We start from the raw sequence: 19,604 nt of genomic DNA on the forward strand, positions 1-19,604 counted from the left end.
GTCGAATCTTGAGCAACCAGGTTCCTTCCCAGCACCGTCGGCCTCCATTCCGCCGCAGGCCCCGTGCGTACCGCAGAGCACCGGGAGACCGCCCACCCGAAGGGGTGAGGCGGCCCGGCGCCGCTCAGGCCGGGGCCGGCCCGGTACTCGCCCGGACCGTCAACTCCGGTACCAGTAGCTCCACTTCGTCCGTACCGCGCCCAGCAAGCTTGGCCACCACCTGCTCCACCGCACGGCGCCCCATCTCCTGCGCGGGAATGGCGACGGAGGTGAGACGCACGGAGGCCTGCGTGGCCACCTGCTCCGGGCAGATGGCCACGACGGACACGTCCTCCGGCACGGCGCGGCCCTGCTGCTGGAGCAGGTTGAGCAGCGGCTCGACGGCGGCCTCGTTCTGCACGATGAACCCTGTCGTGCCCGGCCGCTCGTCGAAGATCCGGGACAGCGTGCCGGCCATCGCCGCGTACCCGCCCTCGCAGGGCCGGTGCAGGACCCTGGCCCCGGACTTCTGCGCCTTGGCCCGTATCCCGTCCACCGTCCGCTCGGCGAAACCGGTGTGCCGCTCGTAGACGGCGGCGGCTTCGCCGATCACCGCGATCTCGCGGTGCCCGAGACCGGCGAGATGCTCCACACACAGCGCCCCGGTGGCCTCGAAGTCGAGGTCCACACAGGTCAGCCCGGCGGTGTCGGCGGGCAGGCCGATGAGGACTGCGGTCCGCCCGGACTCGCGCAGCAGCGGGAGCCGCTCGTCGTGGAGCTCGACGTCCATCAGAATCATCGCGTCCGCGAGGGAACTCCCAGCGATCCGCCGGACGGCGGCGGGCCCTTCCTCCCCCGTGAGGAGGAGGACGTCGTAGCCGTGGGTCCGTGCGCTCGTGGCGACCGCGATGGCGATTTCCATCATCACCGGCACATACATGTCGGTGCGCAGCGGCACCATGAGCGCGATGATGTTGGACCGGCTGCTGGCAAGGGCCCGCGCCCCCGCGTTGGGGTGGTAGCCGAGCTGCTGGATGCTGTGCTCCACCCGCTCCCGGGTGGAGGCGGAGATGGATCGCTTCCCACTGAGGACGTAGCTCACCGTGCTCGCGGAGACTCCGGCGTGCTGGGCGACCTCAGCAAGCGTGACCATTCAGCTCTCCATCACAAATGAGGACCGAAAGAAGACCGGTGAAGCGCTTCGACAGCGCCTACTCGTTGTCCCCTTTACGCTCTGACATGCATAGACACCGTGGAGCCTAGACTCGCTCACAGGCACTGTCCAGAGTGGAATCGAAGCGCTTCGATCACCCGGATCCGCCAGCTTCGTCCAGCACACCGTGGCTCAGGATGCCGACGGTGTCCACCCGGCCAGCCAGTCGGCGGTCTCCTGCTCCGCGGCACCGGAGTCCGAAAGCTGCGGCCGGTCGCTGCTCGCCGCTCCTGCGCCCGGCCCGGTGTTGCGGTACTCGGCGAAGCGGTCGTCCTTCCACGAGAAGCCACTCATATCGGTCCAGGGGGCGGGCTTGATCGCTGCGCCGAGTGCGGTGTCACGGAAGGTGGCCATGGGATCGAGTGAGGCATCACCGCCCGCATGCCACGGTCGTCCGAGATGGAAGGTCGATGCGGAGACATCGCCCTCGACGGTCGAATCGGTGATCAGGAAGCCCTTGCGGCCGGCGGCCGTGCTGGGCGCGGCGATGTAACCGGCGGAGCTGCCGTCCCACCTCTTCCTCAGCGTGATCACCGACCTGTCGATCACCGCGCTGGCGCGCCCGAAGATGAAGTCGACGTTGCCGATGACCGAGGAGTTGGCCATGTACACGCGGCCGAGCTCGGCCTTTGCCGCGGTGTCGAGCAACAGGGTGTCCTGGTCCCCGGTGACGACGACGGAGTCGAGGACGACCTTGTCGGCGGCGGTACGCAGGGCGACGGCCTGACGTGCGCTCATGTCCTGGTGCGCGGCCTCGTCGAAGTCGTTGGAGACGGTGAGGTTACGGGCCTGGAAGCCGTTTCCCTCGGCGGCGACGGTGGCACTGCCGCTCGTCCCGTAGGTGCCCGAGCCGTCGGGCTTCCGGGTGCCCGAGGCGTTGTTGTAGACGATCACGGTGTCGCCGCGGCCGGATCCGCTGCCCTGAAGCGTGACGTTCTGCTTGGTGGCGGGGATCTTCACCGTCTCACGGTAGGTGCCGGGCTTGATGGAGACGATCACACGTGCGGTGTTGCCCGCCGGTATCGCGTTCACGGCGGCCTGCACGGTGGTGTACCGGCCGGTGCCGTCCTTGGCGACGGTGAGGGTGGTCGCCGCAACAGCACCGGGCGCCGCTGCCGCGCCGGACGCCGCTCCGTACGCCTGCACGGGGACGACTGCCGCCAGCGCTGTCGCCGCTGCCGCTGCCACGAGTACGCTGCGCCGTCCTCGGCGGGGCACGGCATGTCGATTCGCTGCCATGGCCTGATCCGTTCAGTGGGGAAGAGGTGAGGGTTCCGGGAGGTAGTCGCCGCCGCGACCCGAAAGGTTGCCGCGACCCCAGGACTCGTGGCGGTACCGGACTCCGCGGCCGGCGCCCTGCCTCATGGCCTGCAGAACCTCGCGTCCTGTGCCCGGACCTGCCCACGGGGCCCCGCGGCCCGGAGCACCACATCGAGCGCCCCGACCGGATCGGCCGCGTACACGTTGCTGAACCAGGCCATATTGGCCTCGACCACCGCCCACCGCTCGGTGTCCCGGCCCCCCGGCCCCCACATCCGCCCGACGTCGACCACCACCCCGCTGGGCAACGTGGCCCCGCATGCCTCGGTCAGCCGTCGCGCGAAGTCCCGGACCCCGGCCTCGTCCTGGTGCCCCTCGAGCGGCGCGGCATCCAGCCGGCCGAAGGTGGCGTACTGGGAGCCGGTCCGTACCTCCCCGTCGAGCAGAAAGAGCCTGAACTCCGTCGCCCAGGTCACCACGTCGCTGACCTGTACCAGGGGGTCCTTCTGCAGCGAGGGCACCAGGAGTGCGCTGCCGTCCTCGTACACCGCGGCCGGAAAGGACTTGTCGGTGGGCGGCTTCACGAAGACGGGGCCTTTTTCGCGGCGGGCCTCCGACAGCCGGACGCGCTTGATCTCGCGCCCGGTGCATGCGTACGGCAGAGCGTCCAGCCAGCCCTCGGCCGGCTCCAGCAGTGCCACCCCCAAGGGGCCGGCAACATCCGAGGCGAAGTGCGGGCCGCCGTAGTAGTGCGCTCCTCCGCTCCCCCGCAGCCGGTCCGGGATCCCGGCTCGGGACAGGATCACGACCTCCAGCCCGCGGTCGCGCGCCGCCCCTGCCAGGAGCCCGGCCGTGGTGGAACGGTGCGGGGCGAGCGTCAGGAGAGGGGCCATACGACCGCAGCCTAGGGGTCCGGGCCGGGGCCCGGACCCGTCCCCCTCAGGCTGCCGGGGTGAGCTTCCACTGCTGGCAGGTGTTGTTCAGCCAGGACCACTGACGTACGTCCGCACCGTCGGCGGCCGAGCAGTCGGCCACATCGGCGACCTTCCCGCTCGCCCGGTTGACGATGCGCACCCAGCCGCCGGCCGCGGTGGTGACGAGGCCGAAGCGCTGGCAGGTGTTGTTCAGCCAGGACCACTGCCGCAGGTCGGCGCCATCGGCAGCGGAACAGTCCGCCGTGTCGAGCACCTTGCCCGAAGCCACGTTCACCAGGCGGCTCGTGTCGTCGCCCTGGTCCTCGATGCGCCATTTCTGCTGTGCGCCGCCGTTGCACGTCCACTGCTGGACATTCGCTCCGTCGGCCGTCGACGAACCGTTCACGTCCAGGCACTTCCCGGTGGCCCTGTTGACCACCGTGTACGCGGACGGCGTGGCCGAGCTCTCGCCGGAGGGCCCGGCCAGTGTCGTGCCGAGGGCGACGGGCGTGCCGAGGTTCGGTGTCCCGTCACTGTTCCAGGTGAACTTCTGTGCCCGCGTCGTACGCCCGTTGTCGCAGCCGTCGGACGCCGAGTCGTTGGCGTGGTAGACGATCCAGCTCTCCGTGCCGTCGGGCGAGGTGAAGAAGCCGTTGTGCCCCGGCCCGTACACCCCTGCCGCGTTGTTCCGCTGGAAGACAGGGGTGGACTTCTTCGTCCAGGAGGAAGCGGACAGCGGGTTGGAACCGGTCAGGGTGAGCTGCCCCAGCTTGTAGTCGGGGGTCCAGCAGCCGCTGGCGGAGTAGACGATGAACGTCTTGCCGCCCCGCTGCAGCACCTCGGCACCTTCGTTCACCGTGCCGCCCGACTTCTCCCAGTCGTACGTCGGCGTGGAGATCGTCGAGAACGATCCACTGAGTGTGTACGGGTTCGACATCGGCGCGATCACCAGGTTCTGTGTACCGCCGCCGCTCGCACTGCCCAGCAGGTACATCGAGCCGTTGAGGGTGAGCACGCTCGGGTCCAGCATCCAGGTGCTGCCGAGCTGGTTCCTGTACGTGTAGGGGCCCGTCGGGTCCGTACCCGCGCTCTCCAGCACATGCACCCGCTGCGTGGGGTTGTAGTCGGCGATGTTCTGCCCGGCGACGAAGTAGAGGTACCAGCGGCCGCCCGAGTAGTGCAGCTCGGGTGCCCAGATGTTGCAGCAGCGCGAGGTGGCGTCGCCCTGCCAGACCTGCACGCTCGGCGCCGTCGCGAGCCCAACCAGGGTCGGTGACTTGCGCATGGTGATGACGTCGGTCCAACTGGTCGACACCAGGTAGTAGTTGCCGTCGTGGTACGAGATCCAGGGGTCGGCTCCCTTCTGCGCCTTGATCGGGTTGGTGTACGGACGCCCCTCGGCGGCCCGCGCGGACGGCGACCGGGCCGGCTCGGCCTGTACGGAGGCCGGCTGCCCCAGCGCGAGCGCCAGCAGGAGGGTGCTCAGCAGGGTCAGTAGGCGACGGGCCATCCGCTGCTCCAGTTCAGTAGGTTGACGCCGAGCTTCGGAGTGCCGTTGTCCTGGCCGTCGTAGTAGTGGTAGACGAGCAGGTCGCCGTCGGAGTCGGCGAGGATCGACTGGCCGCCGGGGCCGATGTAGCGGCCGTGGGACTCCATGACGGGGGTGCCGCCGTTGCTGAGCATGCTGACGCCGTTGCGGTCCTTGTAGGGCCCGGTGACACCGGTCGCCCTGCCCACCTTGATCTTGTACGTGGAGCTGGTGCCCGCACAGCAGGTGTCGTACGAGGCGAAGAGGTAGTAGTAGCCGTTGCGCTTCACGATCGAGGGCGCCTCGACGGCCTTGGTCCCGGTGGGGCGGGAGGCGAGCGAGTGGCGCGCGGTGTCTCCGGCGTACTGCTTTCCGGTCGACGGGTCGATGCGGATCATCTTGATGCCGGTCCACCAGGACCCGAAGGACATCCACCACTTGCCGTCGTCGTCCACGAAGAGGTTGGGGTCGATGGCGTTGTAGTCGCTCGACGAGTTCGAGGTGTAGACGATCCCGTAGTCGCTCCAGCTGCCCGCCTGGCCGGTGGTGGAGGCCGCGAGGCCGATCGCCGACGTGTTCGACCCGAAGGACGAAACGGCGTAGTACATCAGGTACGTGCCGCCGCGGTAGGAGATGTCCGGGGCCCAGGGGTCGGACGCGGAGGAGTAGTTCTTCCACCAGCTCGGCTTCGTCGTGAAGGCGTTGCCCGATCGCCCGAAGGAGGTGCGGTCGGTGGAGGTGCGGAGCTGGAGGCCTTCGCCGGTGGAGTAGAGCAGGTACTGGCCGGACGTGCTCCGGATCATGGTGGGGTCATGGACGACGATGTCGCCGTTGACGGCACCGGGGTTGGGGTACGCGGACGCGCTCGTCGGCACGAGCGCCAGCAGAAGTGCGGCGGGCAGGGCGGCGAGGGTCCTTCGCGGAATTCTTCTCGGGATGCGGCTCATCAGGAGACCTTCTTCGGTCGTGTCGGAGGTACCCGGCAGTCGTCAACGAGGACGGAGAGGTTGCCATGTGCATGACATCGATTTGTTCGACCGGTCGAATGGTGCTCGTCACTTCGGACGGCCGGCCCGGACGGGACCGTAGAATCGAACACGTCTTGCGTCAACGGATTGAGCGCGCATTCAACGAAAACCCGGACCGTGTCCGGGATCACGAACGGGCCGGCCCACCCATATCGGGGTGGAACCGGCCGAACGCGACTATTCCGTGGACCAGTTGGCTACAGCCCGTAGGTGAAGTTCCCGCGACCGGTCTGCTGCCGATCGGGTGCGGCGGATTCACACAGCGGACCGCCCTCGGTTCCGACATTCACCAGCCCGGTCGCCTCACCGCCGAGGCCCACGAACCGCAGCGCGTGCCAGCGCGGGAGCCAGTAGACGCGCCCGCGGTGATCCGTGAGCAACTCCCGCAGATCGGCGGGGGCATGCATCCACACCTCGGGCAGGCCACCGGGGTGCTCGAAGGCGGCGCGCAGCACCAGCCAGCCGTCGTCGCGGACATCGCCCGCAGTCAGGAGCAGTTCCACAGCCTGGCCGGGTTCCTGTACGCACTTCTTGGCGTGGATCCAGTGCACGTGGTGGCCGGGCGCGTACCGCGCGCAGGCGTCGCTGTGAATGAGGTGAGGGAGCATGGCCGTTGTCGCCTTCCGGGGTCCTGGACCCCGGGGGCCCGACCCCGGTGGTCCGCTGTTCCCCGCACGATGCCGCGCGGGGCGGGTCGTCACCCGGAGCACCCGCAGCGGAGCGGGGTGCCGTCCAGCGAGCCGGGGCTTTCCACTGGAACTCATGACCCATCAAAAGCCTAACAGGAGCCGAGACGGCGTCCGGGCTTGCGTACGCCGCCCTCGCGCGTACGGGCGTGACGCAACGCCCGTACGCATCCACGCCCTTGCACACGTTCTCCTCGTCGAATTCGCCTCAGCCGTGCAGCAGGACGGGGAAGGCCTCCATGTCGTTCTGCGTCATCACCGGCAGCTTGCGGATCTCGCTGTCCGGTATCGCCGGCTTGAGCGCGGGGAACCGCGCGAAGAGGGCGGGGAGAGCGATGGCTGCCTCCACGCGTGACAGCGCGGCACCGGGGCAGATGTGGGGGCCGTGACCGAAGGTCATGTGCCGGATCGGTGTCGCGCGGGTGATGTCGAAGGAGTCGGCGTCCTCGCCGTGCTGTTCGGCATCGCGTCCGATGACCCGGTAGGAGATGACCACGCCCTCCCCCTCGGCGATCACCTGGTCGCCGACCTGGATGTCCTCCGTGGCGAAGCGCATCAGCAGATGCGTGGTGGGCGTGTCCCAGCGCAGCGTCTCCTCGACCACCGTCTCCCACGGGATCTCTCCGTCGAGCACCCTCTTCAGCTGGTCGGGGTGGGCGAGCAGAGCGCGTACGGCGTTGAGGATGAGCCCGATCGTGGTCTCGTGCCCGGCGGCCACCATGGCCTTGAGGTTGCCGACGACCTCCTCCTCCGTGAGCGGCTCGCCGCCCTCGTCGGCCAGGATCAGGGCGCTGGTGAGGTCGTCGGTGGGCCGCGCCGTCTTCTCCCGTACGAGGTCGGTGTAGAAGACGTCCAGCTCCTGCAGCAGTGCCAGGCGCTCCTCCTGCGGGGTGAGCATGGAGAAGAAGGCCTTGTACTGCTTCGTCAGCATGGGGAACTGCGCCTCGTCCACCCCCATCAGCAGTCCGACGACCCGCATCGGCAGCGGCTGGGCGAAGACGGCCTTGAGGTCGACGACACCGTCCTTGCCCTGCTCGGCGAGCGCGTCCAGCAGCTCCTCGGTGAACTTCTCGATGGCGGGGCGGATCGCCTCGAGCCTGCGCGGGGTGAGCGCCTGGGAGGTCTTGGTCCGCAGCCTCCGGTGCTCCCCGCCGTCGACCGTGAACATCGAGCGCCCGGCATCGATCATTCCGATGAGCGGCCAGGCATGGGTGACCTCCCCGCTCCGCCACAGCCCCCAGGCGTCCAGGTCCTTCACCAGCCGTGGATCGACGAGCAGGTGACGCGCCTCGGCGTGCCGGGTGACGGTCCACGCCGGGACCCCCAGCAGCTCGATGCGTGCGAGCGGGCCCGCTTGGCGCAGCTGCTCGGTCTCACCGTCGAGGTTCTGGACCATGGGATCGATGACCACGGTCGCGTGAGGGCAGTTCACAGCAGGTCTCCTGTCGAACGTGAACGTACGGGAGCGAAGCGGACGGGGAGCGCGTTCATCCCGCGCAGGAAGGCGGACGGCCGCCGGACGAGATCCTCTGCGGGGACGGCGAGTTCGAGATCGGGCAGCCGGTCGAGGATGACCTCGATGGCGGTACGGGCGATGGTCTCGGCAATCTCCTGCGCGGGGAAGGGGCAGCGGTACTCACCATGGCTGAACGCCAGATGCGCGCTGTTGCTGCTGTGCCTCGCGCCGCCGTCGGACCCCAGGTCCTGGCGTACGAGAGGGTCGGTATTGGCGGCCCCCAGCCCGAGCAGCAGCATGTCCCCGGCCCGGATCGTCCGTCCGCCGAGCCGGGTGTCGCGGACGGCCCAGCGGCCGGCGAGGATCTGGGTCGGGCTCTCCTCCCAGAGGACCTCGTTCATGGCGTCGCCGACGCTGCGCCGGCCGCCGGAGAGCGAGTCGGCGAACTGGTCCTCGGTGAGCATCAGCCGCAGGGAGTTGCTGATCCAGTCGGCGGTGGTCAGGTGGCCTGCGGCCGTGATGGCCATGAGGTCGAGCGCGTACTCCTGATCGGTGAAGGGCTCGGGGTCGGCGAGCATCCGGGACGTGACGTCGTCCCCGGGCGCGTCCCGCTTGGCCGCCACGAGCCGCTGCATGTGCTCGGCGAACCGGCCGTACGCCTCCTGCGCGCCCGGTCCCCCGTCGGCCAGGTCCTTCAGGACCCGGGCGATGTCCGCCCCTTCGGCGTCGGGGAAGCCGACGAGCCGGGCCAGGACGAGAACGGGCAGCGGTTCGGCGAATTCGGCCACGAGATCGGCCGTTCCCCGGCTGCAGATGCCGTCGACGAGCCGGTCGGCGAGCTGTTCGCAGTGCCCCCGGATCTCGAACGGATCGGCGCTCTCGAGGGCGGGCACCACCATCTCGGCATGCCGCCGGTGTTCGGCGCCCGCGGTGAAGTAGATGGACGGCATGGGCCGCCCGACCATCGGAAGCAGCGGCCAGTCCTCGGGAATGTGCTCCCACTGGTTCCACAGCCCGACATCCCTCGGGAACAACTCACCGTCGCTGGTGACCTGGTGGAGCTCCCGGTAGCCGACGATCAGCCAGGCCGGGAAGCCGCCGGGGAGCTCGACCGGCACCACGGGCCCGTACTCGTGCCGCATGGTCCGGTAGAGGGCCTGCGGCGCGGTGTGGAACTCCGGCCCGCTGAGCGGTACGGGGGCGGTGGCGGCGTGCGCGGGGCAGCCACCGCCGGATGCGGGCGCGGCGGACTGAGGAGGGGTCGTCATCGTACGGACTCCTGGGAGACGGCTTCGCGCGTTGCGGCCATACGATCAACGCGGGACCACTATAAGGAGGTTGGGTGAAGCGGTGGGCGTCAATCGCGCCGATCTTCGACCTTTGACGATCACAGGCTTCCCAGGCTCTTCCCTGAATGTTCGAAACGGACAGCTTCCCGGCCGTCACCGACGCGTGGGGGACGGCAGCGCTGCCGTCCCCCACGCTCGCTCCGAGCGTCAGAGGCACTTTCCGTTCAGCCAGGACGCGAACTCCTTCGTCCATGTGGTGGCCAGCGGCACCGAGGTGACCGGGGAGCCGTACCGGGTCAATTTGTCCTGCCACGAGGTGTAGTTGCCGGAGGCCGCCGGAGCAGGCTCCTCCCAGTCGACCGTGTCGACCCAGTTGGGGTGACCCGTGAGCGTGGCGCCGAGACCTGCTGCCTCGATGCGCCTCTCGAGCTCGGGTCTCAACTCGGTGTCACCCGTGTAGATCATGATCTTCTGCGCGGAGGCACGTTCCGAGATGGGCGCGATGACTTCGTTCCACCCGGCGTCGCGGATAGCCGAGTTGCTGCTGAGCAGCGACTGCCTGCTCGCGCCCTTGAGCTCCACCAGAGCAGCCATCTGCTGGCTCTTGGCACTGTCGAGCCATTCGCGGAAGGTGTACACGGTCTCACCGGTGTACGGACCGCGGTCGATCGTGCGGCCCTTGAGCTGGTCGGCGCCGGTAGCCCACCAGAGTTCCGAAATATCGGCGCTTGTGCCCGTCAGGCCTCTGGTCGTGCTGTTATGCCACATCACACCCTTGGTGCCGTCCTTGGTGAGCTGGAGGTCGGCCTCCACACCGCCCGCTCCCCAGCTCTTCTGCTGCGCGAGACCCTTCGGGTGGTTCGGCTGACGAACCTGGTCCCGTTCCCAAGGGTTCGCGTCGGTGGGGTAGCCGCCGTGCCCGTAGACCGTCGGGCAGATGGGCAATGGCGGGTGGCTGTTGTAGCGTTCGATCATGTGGACTCTGTCGAAGGTCCAGCCGGTGGCAGCCTCCCAACTGTGCAGAGAAGCGTTGAGGTTGCCGTCGTCCTTGGCGGTGAAGGTAATGGTCTTCACCCGTCCGTCACTGTATCCGTAGAGGGTGGCGAGGTCGTCGCGACCGTCACCGTTGTAGTCGCCGGTGACGATGTGCATCTGGTTCCGGTCGTACGAGCCCGCCACGATGTTCAGTATCTCGCGACGGTTGCCGAACTTGCCTTCGGCGTCGAGGTCGAAGCTGATCAGGGCGTCGTGACCGTCGCCGTAGTCGTACCACGCGGCGAATTCGTCGCGGCCGTCGCCGTCGAAGTCACCGGAATGCACGCTCGCCCGGCCGAACTGCCAGCCGGTGGACTCCCAGCCGTGGACGGGCTCGTTGAATCCGCCGTCGGGCTTGGCGGCGAAGGACATCAGCGTCACGGTGCCGGAGTCGTAGCCGTACAGGGCACCGAGGTCGTCGCGACCGTCACCGTTGAAGTCGCCGGTGACGAACTTCATGCGCTCGACGTGCCACCCGTCTGCGTCGACGCGGGCGAAGGACGAGAAGTGTCCGGCGAAACCGCCGTTGACATCGGCAAGGAGTGTGAAGAGCTTGTCGTCGCCGTTGCCGTAGTCGTACCAGACAGCGACGTCGTCGCGGCCGTCGCCGTCGAAGTCACCGGCCTGGGCGGTCATGGCATCGAAGGTCCAGTTACCGGGGGCCGCGGTCCAGGAGGAGAAGGGAGCGGCGAACGTACCGCTGCCTGTTCCGAGCCAGGTGAAGAGGGTGACCCGTCCGTCGTCGTAGCCGATGAAGGCGGCGACGTCACCCGTCCCGTCACCGTTGAAATCACCGGTGACACGCTTCATACGGTCGGCCGAGAAGGTGTCGCCGGCCGTTTCCCAGCCCACGCCGGGGGCAGGGAACTTGCCGTCCGCACCTGCGAGGAAGGTGCGCATGGCGTCGTGGCCGTCGCTGTAGTCGTACCAGGCGACCATGTCACTGCGGCCGTCGCCGTTGTAGTCGTGGCGGGGGGCGGTGCCACTGGCCCGTACGGCAGCTGTCCGCGTCCCGACGTCGGAGGTGGCGGAGACGGCGCTGACGTCGGGCAACTCAGTCGTGCCACCGGCGTCGGCGGTGGACGCGACAGCCACCGGCTGCTCACCGTTCACCACGGCGCTCGCACTGCCGGCACCGGCCTGCAGACCGAGCAGGGCGCACACGACAGCGGCGCTTACTATTCCAGAACGTCTCTTCATTCGGCTGTTCATCCCCCTTGTTCACTGGACGAGAGAGTGCGTCCGTGCCCCACACGGGCGCACTTCGCTCCGCCGTCCCGAAGATGTCGCACCCCCGGCCATCAGGGGGACGTATGTTCGACCCGGCAAAGTCGCCGCTGATTAGATCACCGGGGCGCCGTCCTGGACCAGCCCGAACGAGGCTGTCTTCGCCGCCGTTTCACGCGAGTCGGATGACGGGCACCGGATATGACGCGCTGCCGGCGATCAGGCTGCGCCTGGCAGGACGAGGGCGACCGTGCCGTCGAAAGCGGACAGACCCCTCCCCGGCAGCAGATATGACACGGCTCACGGGAACCCACAACGTCGTCCGGAGAGGTAGGTGGTGTGAGGTGTAACGGACAGGGAGATCGGGAGCGCATGCGCGCACAACAACGGGCACGGATCAGAGCGGGCGACCGCGAAGCCTTCGCCGAGCTCTACGAGGAACATGCGCGGACGGTCTACAACCACGCCTACCGGCTGACGGGTGACTGGTCGACGGCCGAGGAAGTGATGTCCGAGACCTTCCTGGCGGCCTGGCGCACCGGACAGAGCGTGGAGCCCGAGGGTGACTCGCTGAGACCGTGGCTGCTCGGCATCGCCACGAACAAGGCGCGCAACGCCAACCGCGGTACCGGTCGGCGGCTTGCCTTCCTGGCCCGGCGCCCGGACCCCGAACCGGTGACGGACTTCGCCGACACGGCGGCCGGCCGCATCGACGACGCGCGGCAGCTCGCCGCCGTACAGCAGGCACTGGGCCGGCTGCGCCGCCAGGAGCGTGAGGTGCTCGCACTCTGCGTCTGGTCCGGGCTGGACTACGTACAGGCGGCGCAGGCCCTGGGTGTTCCGGTCGGCACCGTACGTTCGCGCCTGTCCCGTGCCCGTACGCGACTGCGCCGCCTCACCGACGAGCAACTCGGTGCACGGCCGGGCACGTTGCGACGGGAACCGCTGTCCGGTCGCGGAGAGGTAAAGAGCGAGGCCGCATTCGTGGCCCTGCCCATCCAGGAGGAAGCCCGATGAACCCCACGCCTTCCGGTCCCGAGCGGGCCGAGCGCGAGGAACTGGCCCGGCTCCTGCCGGTCCCGGTGGAACGGGACCTGCCGCCGGGGCGCCATCTCCACCACAAGGACACCCTGATGCATCTGATCGACCAGGACACCGGCCGCGCCGCCCCCCGCCAACGACTGCTGCGCCCCGCCGTCCTGCTCCCCGCCGCCGCGATGGCCCTGACCGGAATCCTGGTCACCACCCTCGCCGTGACGGACCGCGACAGCGCGCAGGCACCGTCCGCCACCGCCCCCCGCACCGAGGCCGGGACATCGCGCGACGCGGCCGTCCTGCTCGACCGGATCGCCTCGGTCGCCGCGAGGAGCGATGAACTGCCGGTTGCCGGAGACCAGTTCGTCTACGTCAAGAGCAAGCAGACGCAGAACGATGGCGGGCTCGGCGGACCGGTGAAGCTGAGCCCGCCCCACGTACGCAAGGTCTGGATGACGCAGAAGCCGGGCCCGGTGCTCGACGTCGGCCTGATCCACGAGAACGCGCAGTACTGGCCGATCGAGGTCGGAGTACCGGACGGCGAATCCCCCGTCGGCATCCCGGCGGGCCTGGACCGGCCCACGTACGCCTGGCTGGCCTCGCTGCCCACCGACCCCGACGTCCTGCTGGACCGGCTCCGCACCGAGACCACCCGCTCGCAGGACATCAGCAACACCCCGCCGGAGGACCGGAACGCCGACCAGGACGTCTTCGACCGTGTCGGCGAGCTGCTCAGGGAGACGGTCATGCCGCCGAAGACGGCTGCGGCCCTCTACAAGGCCGCGGCCCGTATCCCCGGTGTGACCGAGGACCCCGAAGCGGTGGACGCGGCCGGCCGCCGTGGCATCGGTGTCGCACGTGAGAACACCCGGCACGAGCGCACCGCCTGGATCTTCGACCGGAACACTCTGGTGTATCTGGGCGAGCGCAGCTACCTCACCAGGGACACGGAACGGGGCAGGAAGGGCACCCTGATCCATGTCTCCGCGGTCCTGGAGCGGGCCGTGGTCGACGCACTCCGCGAGGAACCGACGACGACAGCCTGAGGGCACGGCGGGGGCACAGCGCCCCCGCCGTGCTGGTGGACCACTCCGTCCCTGAACCGTCGGCACGCCGATCAACTGGCTTAAGCTGAGATCCTGTTGCTGAGGCAGAGGACGGTGGGACATTGCGCATCCGAATTCTTGGCGAGGGTGACGACTTCGCGGTCGCGGATCTGCACAGCTGGTTGCGGCGGGACCCTGGAACGACGGACCTGCCGACCGAGCCGATCTGCCACGATGCCCGTGGTTCCGCTCGAGCCATGGGCACCCTCGATGCCCTGGACATCATTCTGGGGCATGGAACAGACCTGGCGAGCTTCGCCATCGCCTACGCCACCTGGCGAGCCACGCGGAAGGCGACAGAGCCCGACCGAGCGGTGGGCGGAGCTCGACTCCTGACCCACGGCTCGACGACCGTCGATATCGGCAATCTGTCTCCCGCCGAACTGTCCGCCGTCCTGCGCCGTCTCGAATCGGACGGGCCGAGCGACGAAGAGCCGGGGACGTGACGCCCGACGAGGCGAAGGCGTCCCGGGCGGTCCTCTTCGGCGTACATCGGTACACCCATTTCAGCGCGCTCGACGGCGTGCGTCACAACGTCCCCGCACTCGCCGAGTCACTCACCGCGCCGGGAACAGGCGGACTGTCCGAAAGCCACTGCCATACCGTCCCTGACGACGCAGGTCCCGGGGAGCTGCTGGACGCCCTCTACGAGGCATGTGACGCTGCGCAACACCTGCTGCTCTTCTATTACTCGGGCCATGGACACCTCGGCCCGCGCAGCGAGGGTCTCTACCTCAGCACGAGCGCTTCCCATCCGCAGCGAACCCACCATTCCGTCCCGTACGACGACATCCGCAGGCTCGTCTCCCGTGCCAGGGCCAGACACAAGGTCGTCATCGTCGACTCCTGTTTCAGCGGCGGCGCTCTCCACATGGGTGACTCGCCGGCTCCGGCCGACTTCTCCGTCTCCGGTGCCTGCGTACTGACCTCGGCAGCGGAGACACAGCGCTCGCTCTGCCTCCCGGAGGGCAGCGTATTCACCATCGAGTTGACGAGAATTCTGCGAGAAGGAGTCAGCGGCCCGCTCCCCGACGGAAGGCTCGGGGAACTGCAGCCGGACCTGACCATGGCCGACGTGTACGAGGCGCTGCGCGCACGACTGGCCGGCCGGGTCGTGGACGAGTACCCGGTGCCGCAACCTCGTATGAGCACGCGGGACAACGGCCACCGTATTCCGCTCTCCAGGAACAGGGCGTTCACCGGCGCCGCGCCGACGGCACCTGGGAGGCGTCGTCCCACCCGCACCGTCTTCGCACCTACTCCTTACTTCACCGGACGCGAAGGGGAAATCTCCGCGCTGGTCGAGGCGGCGAGCGGACCGCCGGCCATCTGCATCGTCCACGGCCGGGGCGGCCAGGGTAAATCCGAGCTGCTGCGGGCGACGGCGTCCCGGATGGCGCACCTGTTTCCTGCGGGATGCCTGGAGGTCGACCTGCGTGGCTGGACACCCGGGGAGCAGCCGCGTGCACCGTACGAGGTCCTTGAGGAACAGCTGCGCCATCTGGGCCACCGTCCCGACGAGATCCCGCAGGACCCGACCGCCCGGTCGGAGGCGTGGCGCTTGTTCCTCGAGGAACACCCTCTGCTGGTACTTCTCGACAATGTCCGCGATGCCCACCAGATAAGGCCTCTGCTGCCCGGGGCCGGCGCAGTCGGCACGGTCATGGTTGCCAGCCGCGAGGAACTGACCGGGGTCGCGGCGGGCCTCCGCATCGGGCTGGCTCCGCTGCCGGCCGCGGACTGCGTCAAGGTACTGCATCGGATGGGTGTGTCCGAGAAGGCGGAAGGCCTCATGCTCCTCGCAGAGGCCACCGGCGGCAGCCCGCTGGCTCTGGGCGCCATCGGTACTCGACTGCTCCGGGGAGCCTCCTCGGCAGCGGTGCTCGCGTCCTTGGCGGCGTCCTCTCCCTCTCATCGCCTCCCCGAGCTCGAAAGAGCCGAACATGCTGCCTTCATGAGCGCCTACGGGGCGCTCGAACCCGCCCTCCGCTCCTTGATCCATCACTGTGCCTGGCACCCGGGACCGGACTTCGGCCCCGACTCGGTGGCCGCCATGGCGGAGATCCCGCCGTTTCTGGCGGAAGTGCAACTGACCGATGTCGAACAGCTCCTGGTCCGCCACGGTGGCAGATACGCATTCCACGACGTGAGCCTGGAGCACGCACGCGAGATCGCGCTGCTCGATGCTTCACCCGGCGAGGCGGAGCACAGCCTTGTACGGCTCGGCGCACACCTGCTGGCTCGATTCCGGACGGCTGAGGAACAGCTCACCAGCGGTCCGGGGGGAGCAGAGGCGTCGGCGGACGAGAACGCGAGAGTCTGGCTCGACACCCATATGAAAGAACTGCACGCGACGGCGCGTGAAGTCCCCGAAGCGTGGTCCGAACGAGCACAATTCCTTCTGGCGGTAGCCGCGCGGGACATCCTTGACGGCCGATACGGCGACGCGGACCAACTGCTCCGTCTCGCTCTCGAATCCACCGATGTGAACTCACCGGAGCATGCGACGGCGGCCTGTGGGCTTGGAGACGTCCTCAGCTTTCAGGGCCGGTTCACGGAAGCCATGGGTTCCTACGAAAGGGCCCGTGCCATCGGCGAGGCGCTCGATGACCGCAAGGGATGTGCCCAGGCGATCTCGGGTCTCGCCTCGGTACTGCGCCAGCAGGGCCGCTACGACGAAGCGGTCGTCTCCTACAGGCAAGCCATGCAGACCTATGCCTCGTTGGACGAGACCGTCGGACAGGCCGACGCTTCGCTGGGCCTCGCGGGCGTTCTGCTCGCTCGAGGGGAGTACGGCCGGGCCGCCGACCTGTACCGAGACGTCCGCGAGCTCTGTGTGCGGTCCGCGCACCACGGAAGACGTGTCCGTGCGGACCAGGGTCTGGCCGACATCCACCGGTTGAGAGGTGAGAACGCCGCAGCTTTGGCACTCTACGACGAGGTCCTGAGCGAGTACACATCCCTGGGCAACCAGCTGGGCGCGGCCAACGTGGTTCGCTGCCTCGGCGTCCTGCACCTGGCCATGGGCTCCACCACCGAAGCAGCCGCCTGCTTCCGCGAGGCCGAGACGTCCTATCGCGCCATGGGTATCCGCCGCGGGGTGAGTAACACGGTGCTCAGCAGAGCGTGGGTCCATCACGCCCTGGCGGAGTACGACGTGGCGACCGCTCTGCACCGAGAGGCTCTCGACCTCTACACGAGCCTGGGCGATGAGTTGGGCATGGCCAACGCCATGCAGGGTCTCGCCGACGTGTATCTCTCCACGGAGAACTACCTCGGCGCCGCCAGGGCCTACGAGGAAGCACACGCCCGGCACAGCCGGATCAGCGACAGCCTCGGGCAGGCCAACGACCTGCGGGGGATGGCGCGCACATCACTCGAGCAGGGCTTCACGGCCGAGGCCGCAACCTCCTTCCGAGCCGCAGCGGAAATCTACGGCACCCTCGGTGTGACCCACCGGGCCGTTGAGTGTCTGCGCGGCGCCGTACTGGCGGAAGGCCAGGCGGTTCAACCGCCCGGGTAGGTGCCCCTCCGATGGGCACCTCACACACGCCAGGAGGAGGTCCGGTTGGCGGTCGACACCTTGGGCCCGTGATCCGCACCGCGCCGGCGGCAGTTCGAGGGCGTGATCCGGCGGGTCAGCGGGGGCAGGGAGGACCATGACGGCCGCCGTGGTCACGGGCCGCGGACTTTTTTCAGCCCCGGGTTACCAAGGGCCGTGGTAGAGCAGGCCCAGAGCCAGGGCGGCCGCATCGGTGGCGAGGAACACGATCCCGCCTACGACGTTGCGGGAGCCCACCCGCAGGTGGGCGATGATTGCGCCGATGAAGTACAGCACCAGGCCGGAGGCTGCGAGGGTTCCCAGAAGCGGCACGGCGAACCCGGCCAGCAGCCCCACGGTGCCCGCCGCCAGCAGCATGCCCAGCACCGGTACCCACTTCCGGGGCAGGCCCTTCATGTCCGCCTGGGTCTTGGGGTATTCGTGGCCGATCAGGTAGGTGACTGCGGCGGCGCCGTTGAAGACCGCGCCGAGGATGGTGACCGTGAGGTAGGCGGCGAACACGATTTCTCCGTTTCTGTAGGGAGTGGCATTACTCGCACTCCGTCGTGGGATGCCGTTCTCCTGGATGACGAGCCGACGACTCGATTTGTGACATCGGCCGACAGCCGGGCGCGGCCGGGGCCCTGGCAGCGGTGGCGGTGCTGCCAGCGGTCGCCGGCGGGGAGCATCCGAGACCGTCGACGACCGCACCATGACCTACGCGTACGACAAGCCAGGACACCGCACCGGTCGTACCGGCACCCTCACTCACGCCTCCGCGGCCCTGGAGCGCTCAGTGGTCGACGCACTCCGCGAGGAACCGGCGACGACGCCCTGAGCCCGGTCCGGGCCTACCGCGCACGGCGTGCGGCGCTCGCATGCCGGAAGGCATCCATGACCTACCGGCACGCGGGTACGCCGTGGGGCGAATGCCGCTGACCGCAACTCCACCGTGTGAAGGTCTGCCCATGAATGGTCGGGTTTCCTCATCCGGCCTTGCGGGTGCTGCTTACCCCCGAGTAACTAGATGATCATGAACCTCTTCAGCCGCAGTTCCACATCCCGACGCACAGCGGCACCGGCTGCCCCATCGGCCTCATCGGCCCCCACGGCTGCGGTGGTGCCGGATCCGGCCCTGGCGGCTCTCACCGGAGAGTGGATGATCGACCCCGCGCACAGCAGGATCGGGTTCTCCGTGCGGCACGCGATGGTGACGACGGTGCGCGGCTCCTTCGCGGAGTACGAGAGCCGCCTCTATTTCGACGGCCGGAACCCGGCCCGTTCCAGGGCAGAGATCGCACTGGCCACCGCCAGCGTCGACACCGGCGTGGAGCAACGCGACGCCCATCTGGTCGGCCGTGACTTCCTGAACGCCGCGAGGCACCCGCGAATCACCTTCACCAGCACCGCTGTGCACCTCGCGAGCAAGGATGTCTACCGCATGACCGGCGACCTCAACATCAGGGGAACTGCGCGCCCCGTGGTCCTGGACCTCACCTACATCGGTCATGTCACCGACCCGTTCGGGTACGAACGTGTCGGCTTCGACGGCACCACCACCATCAACCGGTCCGACTGGGGGCTGACCTACAACGCCCGGCTGGCCGAGGGCGGGGCCATGGTGAGCGAGAGGCTCCGCCTCCAGTTCGACATCGCCGCTATCCGTTCCACCGTCTGACCCGGACGTCCAGCCGCACTTGGAAGCCCGCCGCAGACCGGCGGCACGCACCACGCGCACCCGAAACCGTAGGAACGGAGGACACCGGCGATTCCCACGATGGGCAGCCTGCACAACGTCCACCACAGAAGCCACGGGGCACTCCCGCACCGCCCTTCCCGGTCGTCGCCCGCGCTGAGGGCACCGGAGGCACAGTCTTCGCCTCTGCCTGGACCTCGATAACCTGCTGGGTCAGCTGTGCATCCCGCACTGTACGGAGATCGGGCAGACCGGAGTGACGGGCATGGAAGGCGGCCGGGAGACCTTCATCCGCTCGCGGGCCCGTATGACGCTGTGACCTGCCTTCTCCAACTCGATGAACGGGTGCACCGTCACGGGCCTCTTCGCGAAGAAGACTGTGGTCCGCTTGAGGATGTCGACGTCCTCGCGCAGCCTGCGGTCCTCCCGCCGCAATACGCTAGTCCCTCGCGCTTGCTGCCAGTCGGCCCACTACGCCCACCCGCGTCGACCTCGGCCTGTTTGCCCCAGTCCCGCACCGCGGGCGCGGTCAGTTCGAAGTCCTTGGCAACCTGCCCAACTCACGGTCACGACCGACAACCTGCACACCAGCACCGCCTGCCCTGGTCTGC

Annotated in this window: 17 protein-coding genes and 1 riboswitch; of the genes, 6 read left to right on the plus strand and 11 right to left on the minus strand. The window is 68.6% G+C overall.

The window, feature by feature from the left end; translation table 11 throughout:
• Nucleotides 1-124: 124 nt before the first annotated feature.
• From ACFWBQ_RS01320 to ACFWBQ_RS01360, 9 genes are all read right to left on the minus strand, one after another.
• Nucleotides 125-1,132, minus strand: coding sequence for a LacI family DNA-binding transcriptional regulator (locus tag ACFWBQ_RS01320; protein ID WP_385482670.1), 1,008 nt, complete (start codon nucleotides 1,130-1,132; stop codon nucleotides 125-127).
• Nucleotides 1,133-1,324: 192 nt separating this feature from the next.
• Complete coding sequence (locus ACFWBQ_RS01325) at nucleotides 1,325-2,431, minus strand: pectinesterase family protein (protein ID WP_385482671.1); 1,107 nt, start codon at nucleotides 2,429-2,431, stop codon at nucleotides 1,325-1,327.
• Nucleotides 2,432-2,553: 122 nt separating this feature from the next.
• The gene (locus tag ACFWBQ_RS01330; RefSeq protein ID WP_385482673.1) at nucleotides 2,554-3,345 is read right to left on the minus strand and encodes an ATP-grasp domain-containing protein; all 792 of its coding nucleotides are present in this window, start codon (nucleotides 3,343-3,345) and stop codon (nucleotides 2,554-2,556) included.
• 46 nt (nucleotides 3,346-3,391) lie between these two features.
• Complete coding sequence (locus ACFWBQ_RS01335; RefSeq protein ID WP_385482675.1) at nucleotides 3,392-4,876, minus strand: family 43 glycosylhydrolase; 1,485 nt, start codon at nucleotides 4,874-4,876, stop codon at nucleotides 3,392-3,394.
• Nucleotides 4,858-5,841 carry an arabinan endo-1,5-alpha-L-arabinosidase gene (locus tag ACFWBQ_RS01340; RefSeq protein ID WP_385482677.1) on the minus strand — a complete coding sequence of 328 codons (984 nt, stop codon included), beginning with the start codon at nucleotides 5,839-5,841 and terminating at the stop codon, nucleotides 4,858-4,860. The genes ACFWBQ_RS01335 and ACFWBQ_RS01340 overlap by 19 nt, the downstream gene beginning before the upstream one ends.
• A 278-nt stretch (nucleotides 5,842-6,119) precedes the next feature.
• Nucleotides 6,120-6,530 carry a hypothetical protein gene (locus tag ACFWBQ_RS01345; RefSeq protein ID WP_385482678.1) on the minus strand — a complete coding sequence of 137 codons (411 nt, stop codon included), beginning with the start codon at nucleotides 6,528-6,530 and terminating at the stop codon, nucleotides 6,120-6,122.
• 49 nt (nucleotides 6,531-6,579) lie between these two features.
• Nucleotides 6,580-6,690: riboswitch (SAM riboswitch) on the minus strand.
• Between the two features lie 126 nt (nucleotides 6,691-6,816).
• The gene (locus tag ACFWBQ_RS01350) at nucleotides 6,817-8,040 is read right to left on the minus strand and encodes a cytochrome P450 (protein WP_385482680.1); all 1,224 of its coding nucleotides are present in this window, start codon (nucleotides 8,038-8,040) and stop codon (nucleotides 6,817-6,819) included.
• Nucleotides 8,037-9,332, minus strand: a complete 1,296-nt coding sequence (locus ACFWBQ_RS01355; RefSeq protein ID WP_385482682.1) for a cytochrome P450 — start codon at nucleotides 9,330-9,332, stop codon at nucleotides 8,037-8,039. Before ACFWBQ_RS01355 ends, ACFWBQ_RS01350 begins: the two co-directional genes overlap by 4 nt.
• 228 nt (nucleotides 9,333-9,560) lie before the next feature.
• On the minus strand, nucleotides 9,561-11,588 hold the full coding sequence (locus ACFWBQ_RS01360; protein WP_385482684.1) for an FG-GAP-like repeat-containing protein: 2,028 nt from the start codon (nucleotides 11,586-11,588) through the stop codon (nucleotides 9,561-9,563).
• Nucleotides 11,589-11,987: 399 nt separating this feature from the next.
• Here ACFWBQ_RS01360 and ACFWBQ_RS01365 point away from each other — a divergent pair, with 399 nt between their 5' ends.
• From ACFWBQ_RS01365 to ACFWBQ_RS01380, 4 genes are all read left to right on the plus strand, one after another.
• Nucleotides 11,988-12,632: an RNA polymerase sigma factor gene (locus tag ACFWBQ_RS01365; protein ID WP_385482686.1), complete on the plus strand. Its 645-nt coding sequence runs from the start codon at nucleotides 11,988-11,990 to the stop codon at nucleotides 12,630-12,632.
• Complete coding sequence (locus ACFWBQ_RS01370) at nucleotides 12,629-13,696, plus strand: CU044_5270 family protein (protein WP_385482688.1); 1,068 nt, start codon at nucleotides 12,629-12,631, stop codon at nucleotides 13,694-13,696. The genes ACFWBQ_RS01365 and ACFWBQ_RS01370 overlap by 4 nt, the downstream gene beginning before the upstream one ends.
• A gap of 122 nt (nucleotides 13,697-13,818) precedes the next feature.
• Entirely contained in the window at nucleotides 13,819-14,202 is a 384-nt protein-coding gene (locus tag ACFWBQ_RS01375; protein WP_385482690.1) for a hypothetical protein, read from the plus strand.
• Nucleotides 14,199-17,279: a tetratricopeptide repeat protein gene (locus ACFWBQ_RS01380; protein WP_385482692.1), complete on the plus strand. Its 3,081-nt coding sequence runs from the start codon at nucleotides 14,199-14,201 to the stop codon at nucleotides 17,277-17,279. The genes ACFWBQ_RS01375 and ACFWBQ_RS01380 overlap by 4 nt, the downstream gene beginning before the upstream one ends.
• Nucleotides 17,280-17,462: 183 nt before the next feature.
• Here the strand turns inward: ACFWBQ_RS01380 and ACFWBQ_RS01385 are convergent, their stop codons facing one another.
• Nucleotides 17,463-17,819, minus strand: coding sequence for a DoxX family protein (locus tag ACFWBQ_RS01385; RefSeq protein WP_385482694.1), 357 nt, complete (start codon nucleotides 17,817-17,819; stop codon nucleotides 17,463-17,465).
• Nucleotides 17,820-18,009: 190 nt separating this feature from the next.
• Here ACFWBQ_RS01385 and ACFWBQ_RS01390 point away from each other — a divergent pair, with 190 nt between their 5' ends.
• Nucleotides 18,010-18,135 (plus strand): hypothetical protein, encoded by a 126-nt coding sequence (locus ACFWBQ_RS01390; protein ID WP_385482695.1) that lies wholly within the window; start codon nucleotides 18,010-18,012, stop codon nucleotides 18,133-18,135.
• 195 nt (nucleotides 18,136-18,330) lie between these two features.
• Nucleotides 18,331-18,975: a YceI family protein gene (locus tag ACFWBQ_RS01395; protein WP_385482697.1), complete on the plus strand. Its 645-nt coding sequence runs from the start codon at nucleotides 18,331-18,333 to the stop codon at nucleotides 18,973-18,975.
• 231 nt (nucleotides 18,976-19,206) lie between these two features.
• Here the strand turns inward: ACFWBQ_RS01395 and ACFWBQ_RS01400 are convergent, their stop codons facing one another.
• A complete protein-coding gene (locus ACFWBQ_RS01400; RefSeq protein ID WP_385482698.1) occupies nucleotides 19,207-19,428 on the minus strand; it encodes a hypothetical protein in 222 nt (73 codons plus the stop codon).
• Between the last annotated feature and the right edge of the window lie 176 nt (nucleotides 19,429-19,604).

The organism is Streptomyces sp. NPDC060035, from assembly GCF_042736635.1.
Classification (GTDB): domain Bacteria; phylum Actinomycetota; class Actinomycetes; order Streptomycetales; family Streptomycetaceae; genus Streptomyces.

Bases quoted from the DNA above. Each gene is read 5' to 3' on its own strand.
- ACFWBQ_RS01370 (WP_385482688.1), top strand. From the start codon at position 12,629: ATGAACCCCACGCCTTCCGGTCCCGAGCGGGCCGAGCGCGAGGAACTG.
- ACFWBQ_RS01330 (WP_385482673.1), bottom strand. From the start codon at position 3,345: ATGGCCCCTCTCCTGACGCTCGCCCCGCACCGTTCCACCACGGCCGGG.
- ACFWBQ_RS01345 (WP_385482678.1), bottom strand. From the start codon at position 6,530: ATGCTCCCTCACCTCATTCACAGCGACGCCTGCGCGCGGTACGCGCCC.
- ACFWBQ_RS01320 (WP_385482670.1), bottom strand. From the start codon at position 1,132: ATGGTCACGCTTGCTGAGGTCGCCCAGCACGCCGGAGTCTCCGCGAGC.
- ACFWBQ_RS01360 (WP_385482684.1), bottom strand. From the start codon at position 11,588: ATGAAGAGACGTTCTGGAATAGTAAGCGCCGCTGTCGTGTGCGCCCTG.
- ACFWBQ_RS01395 (WP_385482697.1), top strand. From the start codon at position 18,331: ATGAACCTCTTCAGCCGCAGTTCCACATCCCGACGCACAGCGGCACCG.
- ACFWBQ_RS01390 (WP_385482695.1), top strand. From the start codon at position 18,010: ATGACCTACGCGTACGACAAGCCAGGACACCGCACCGGTCGTACCGGC.
- ACFWBQ_RS01355 (WP_385482682.1), bottom strand. From the start codon at position 9,332: ATGACGACCCCTCCTCAGTCCGCCGCGCCCGCATCCGGCGGTGGCTGC.
- ACFWBQ_RS01335 (WP_385482675.1), bottom strand. From the start codon at position 4,876: ATGGCCCGTCGCCTACTGACCCTGCTGAGCACCCTCCTGCTGGCGCTC.
- ACFWBQ_RS01365 (WP_385482686.1), top strand. From the start codon at position 11,988: ATGCGCGCACAACAACGGGCACGGATCAGAGCGGGCGACCGCGAAGCC.
- ACFWBQ_RS01325 (WP_385482671.1), bottom strand. From the start codon at position 2,431: ATGGCAGCGAATCGACATGCCGTGCCCCGCCGAGGACGGCGCAGCGTA.
- ACFWBQ_RS01340 (WP_385482677.1), bottom strand. From the start codon at position 5,841: ATGAGCCGCATCCCGAGAAGAATTCCGCGAAGGACCCTCGCCGCCCTG.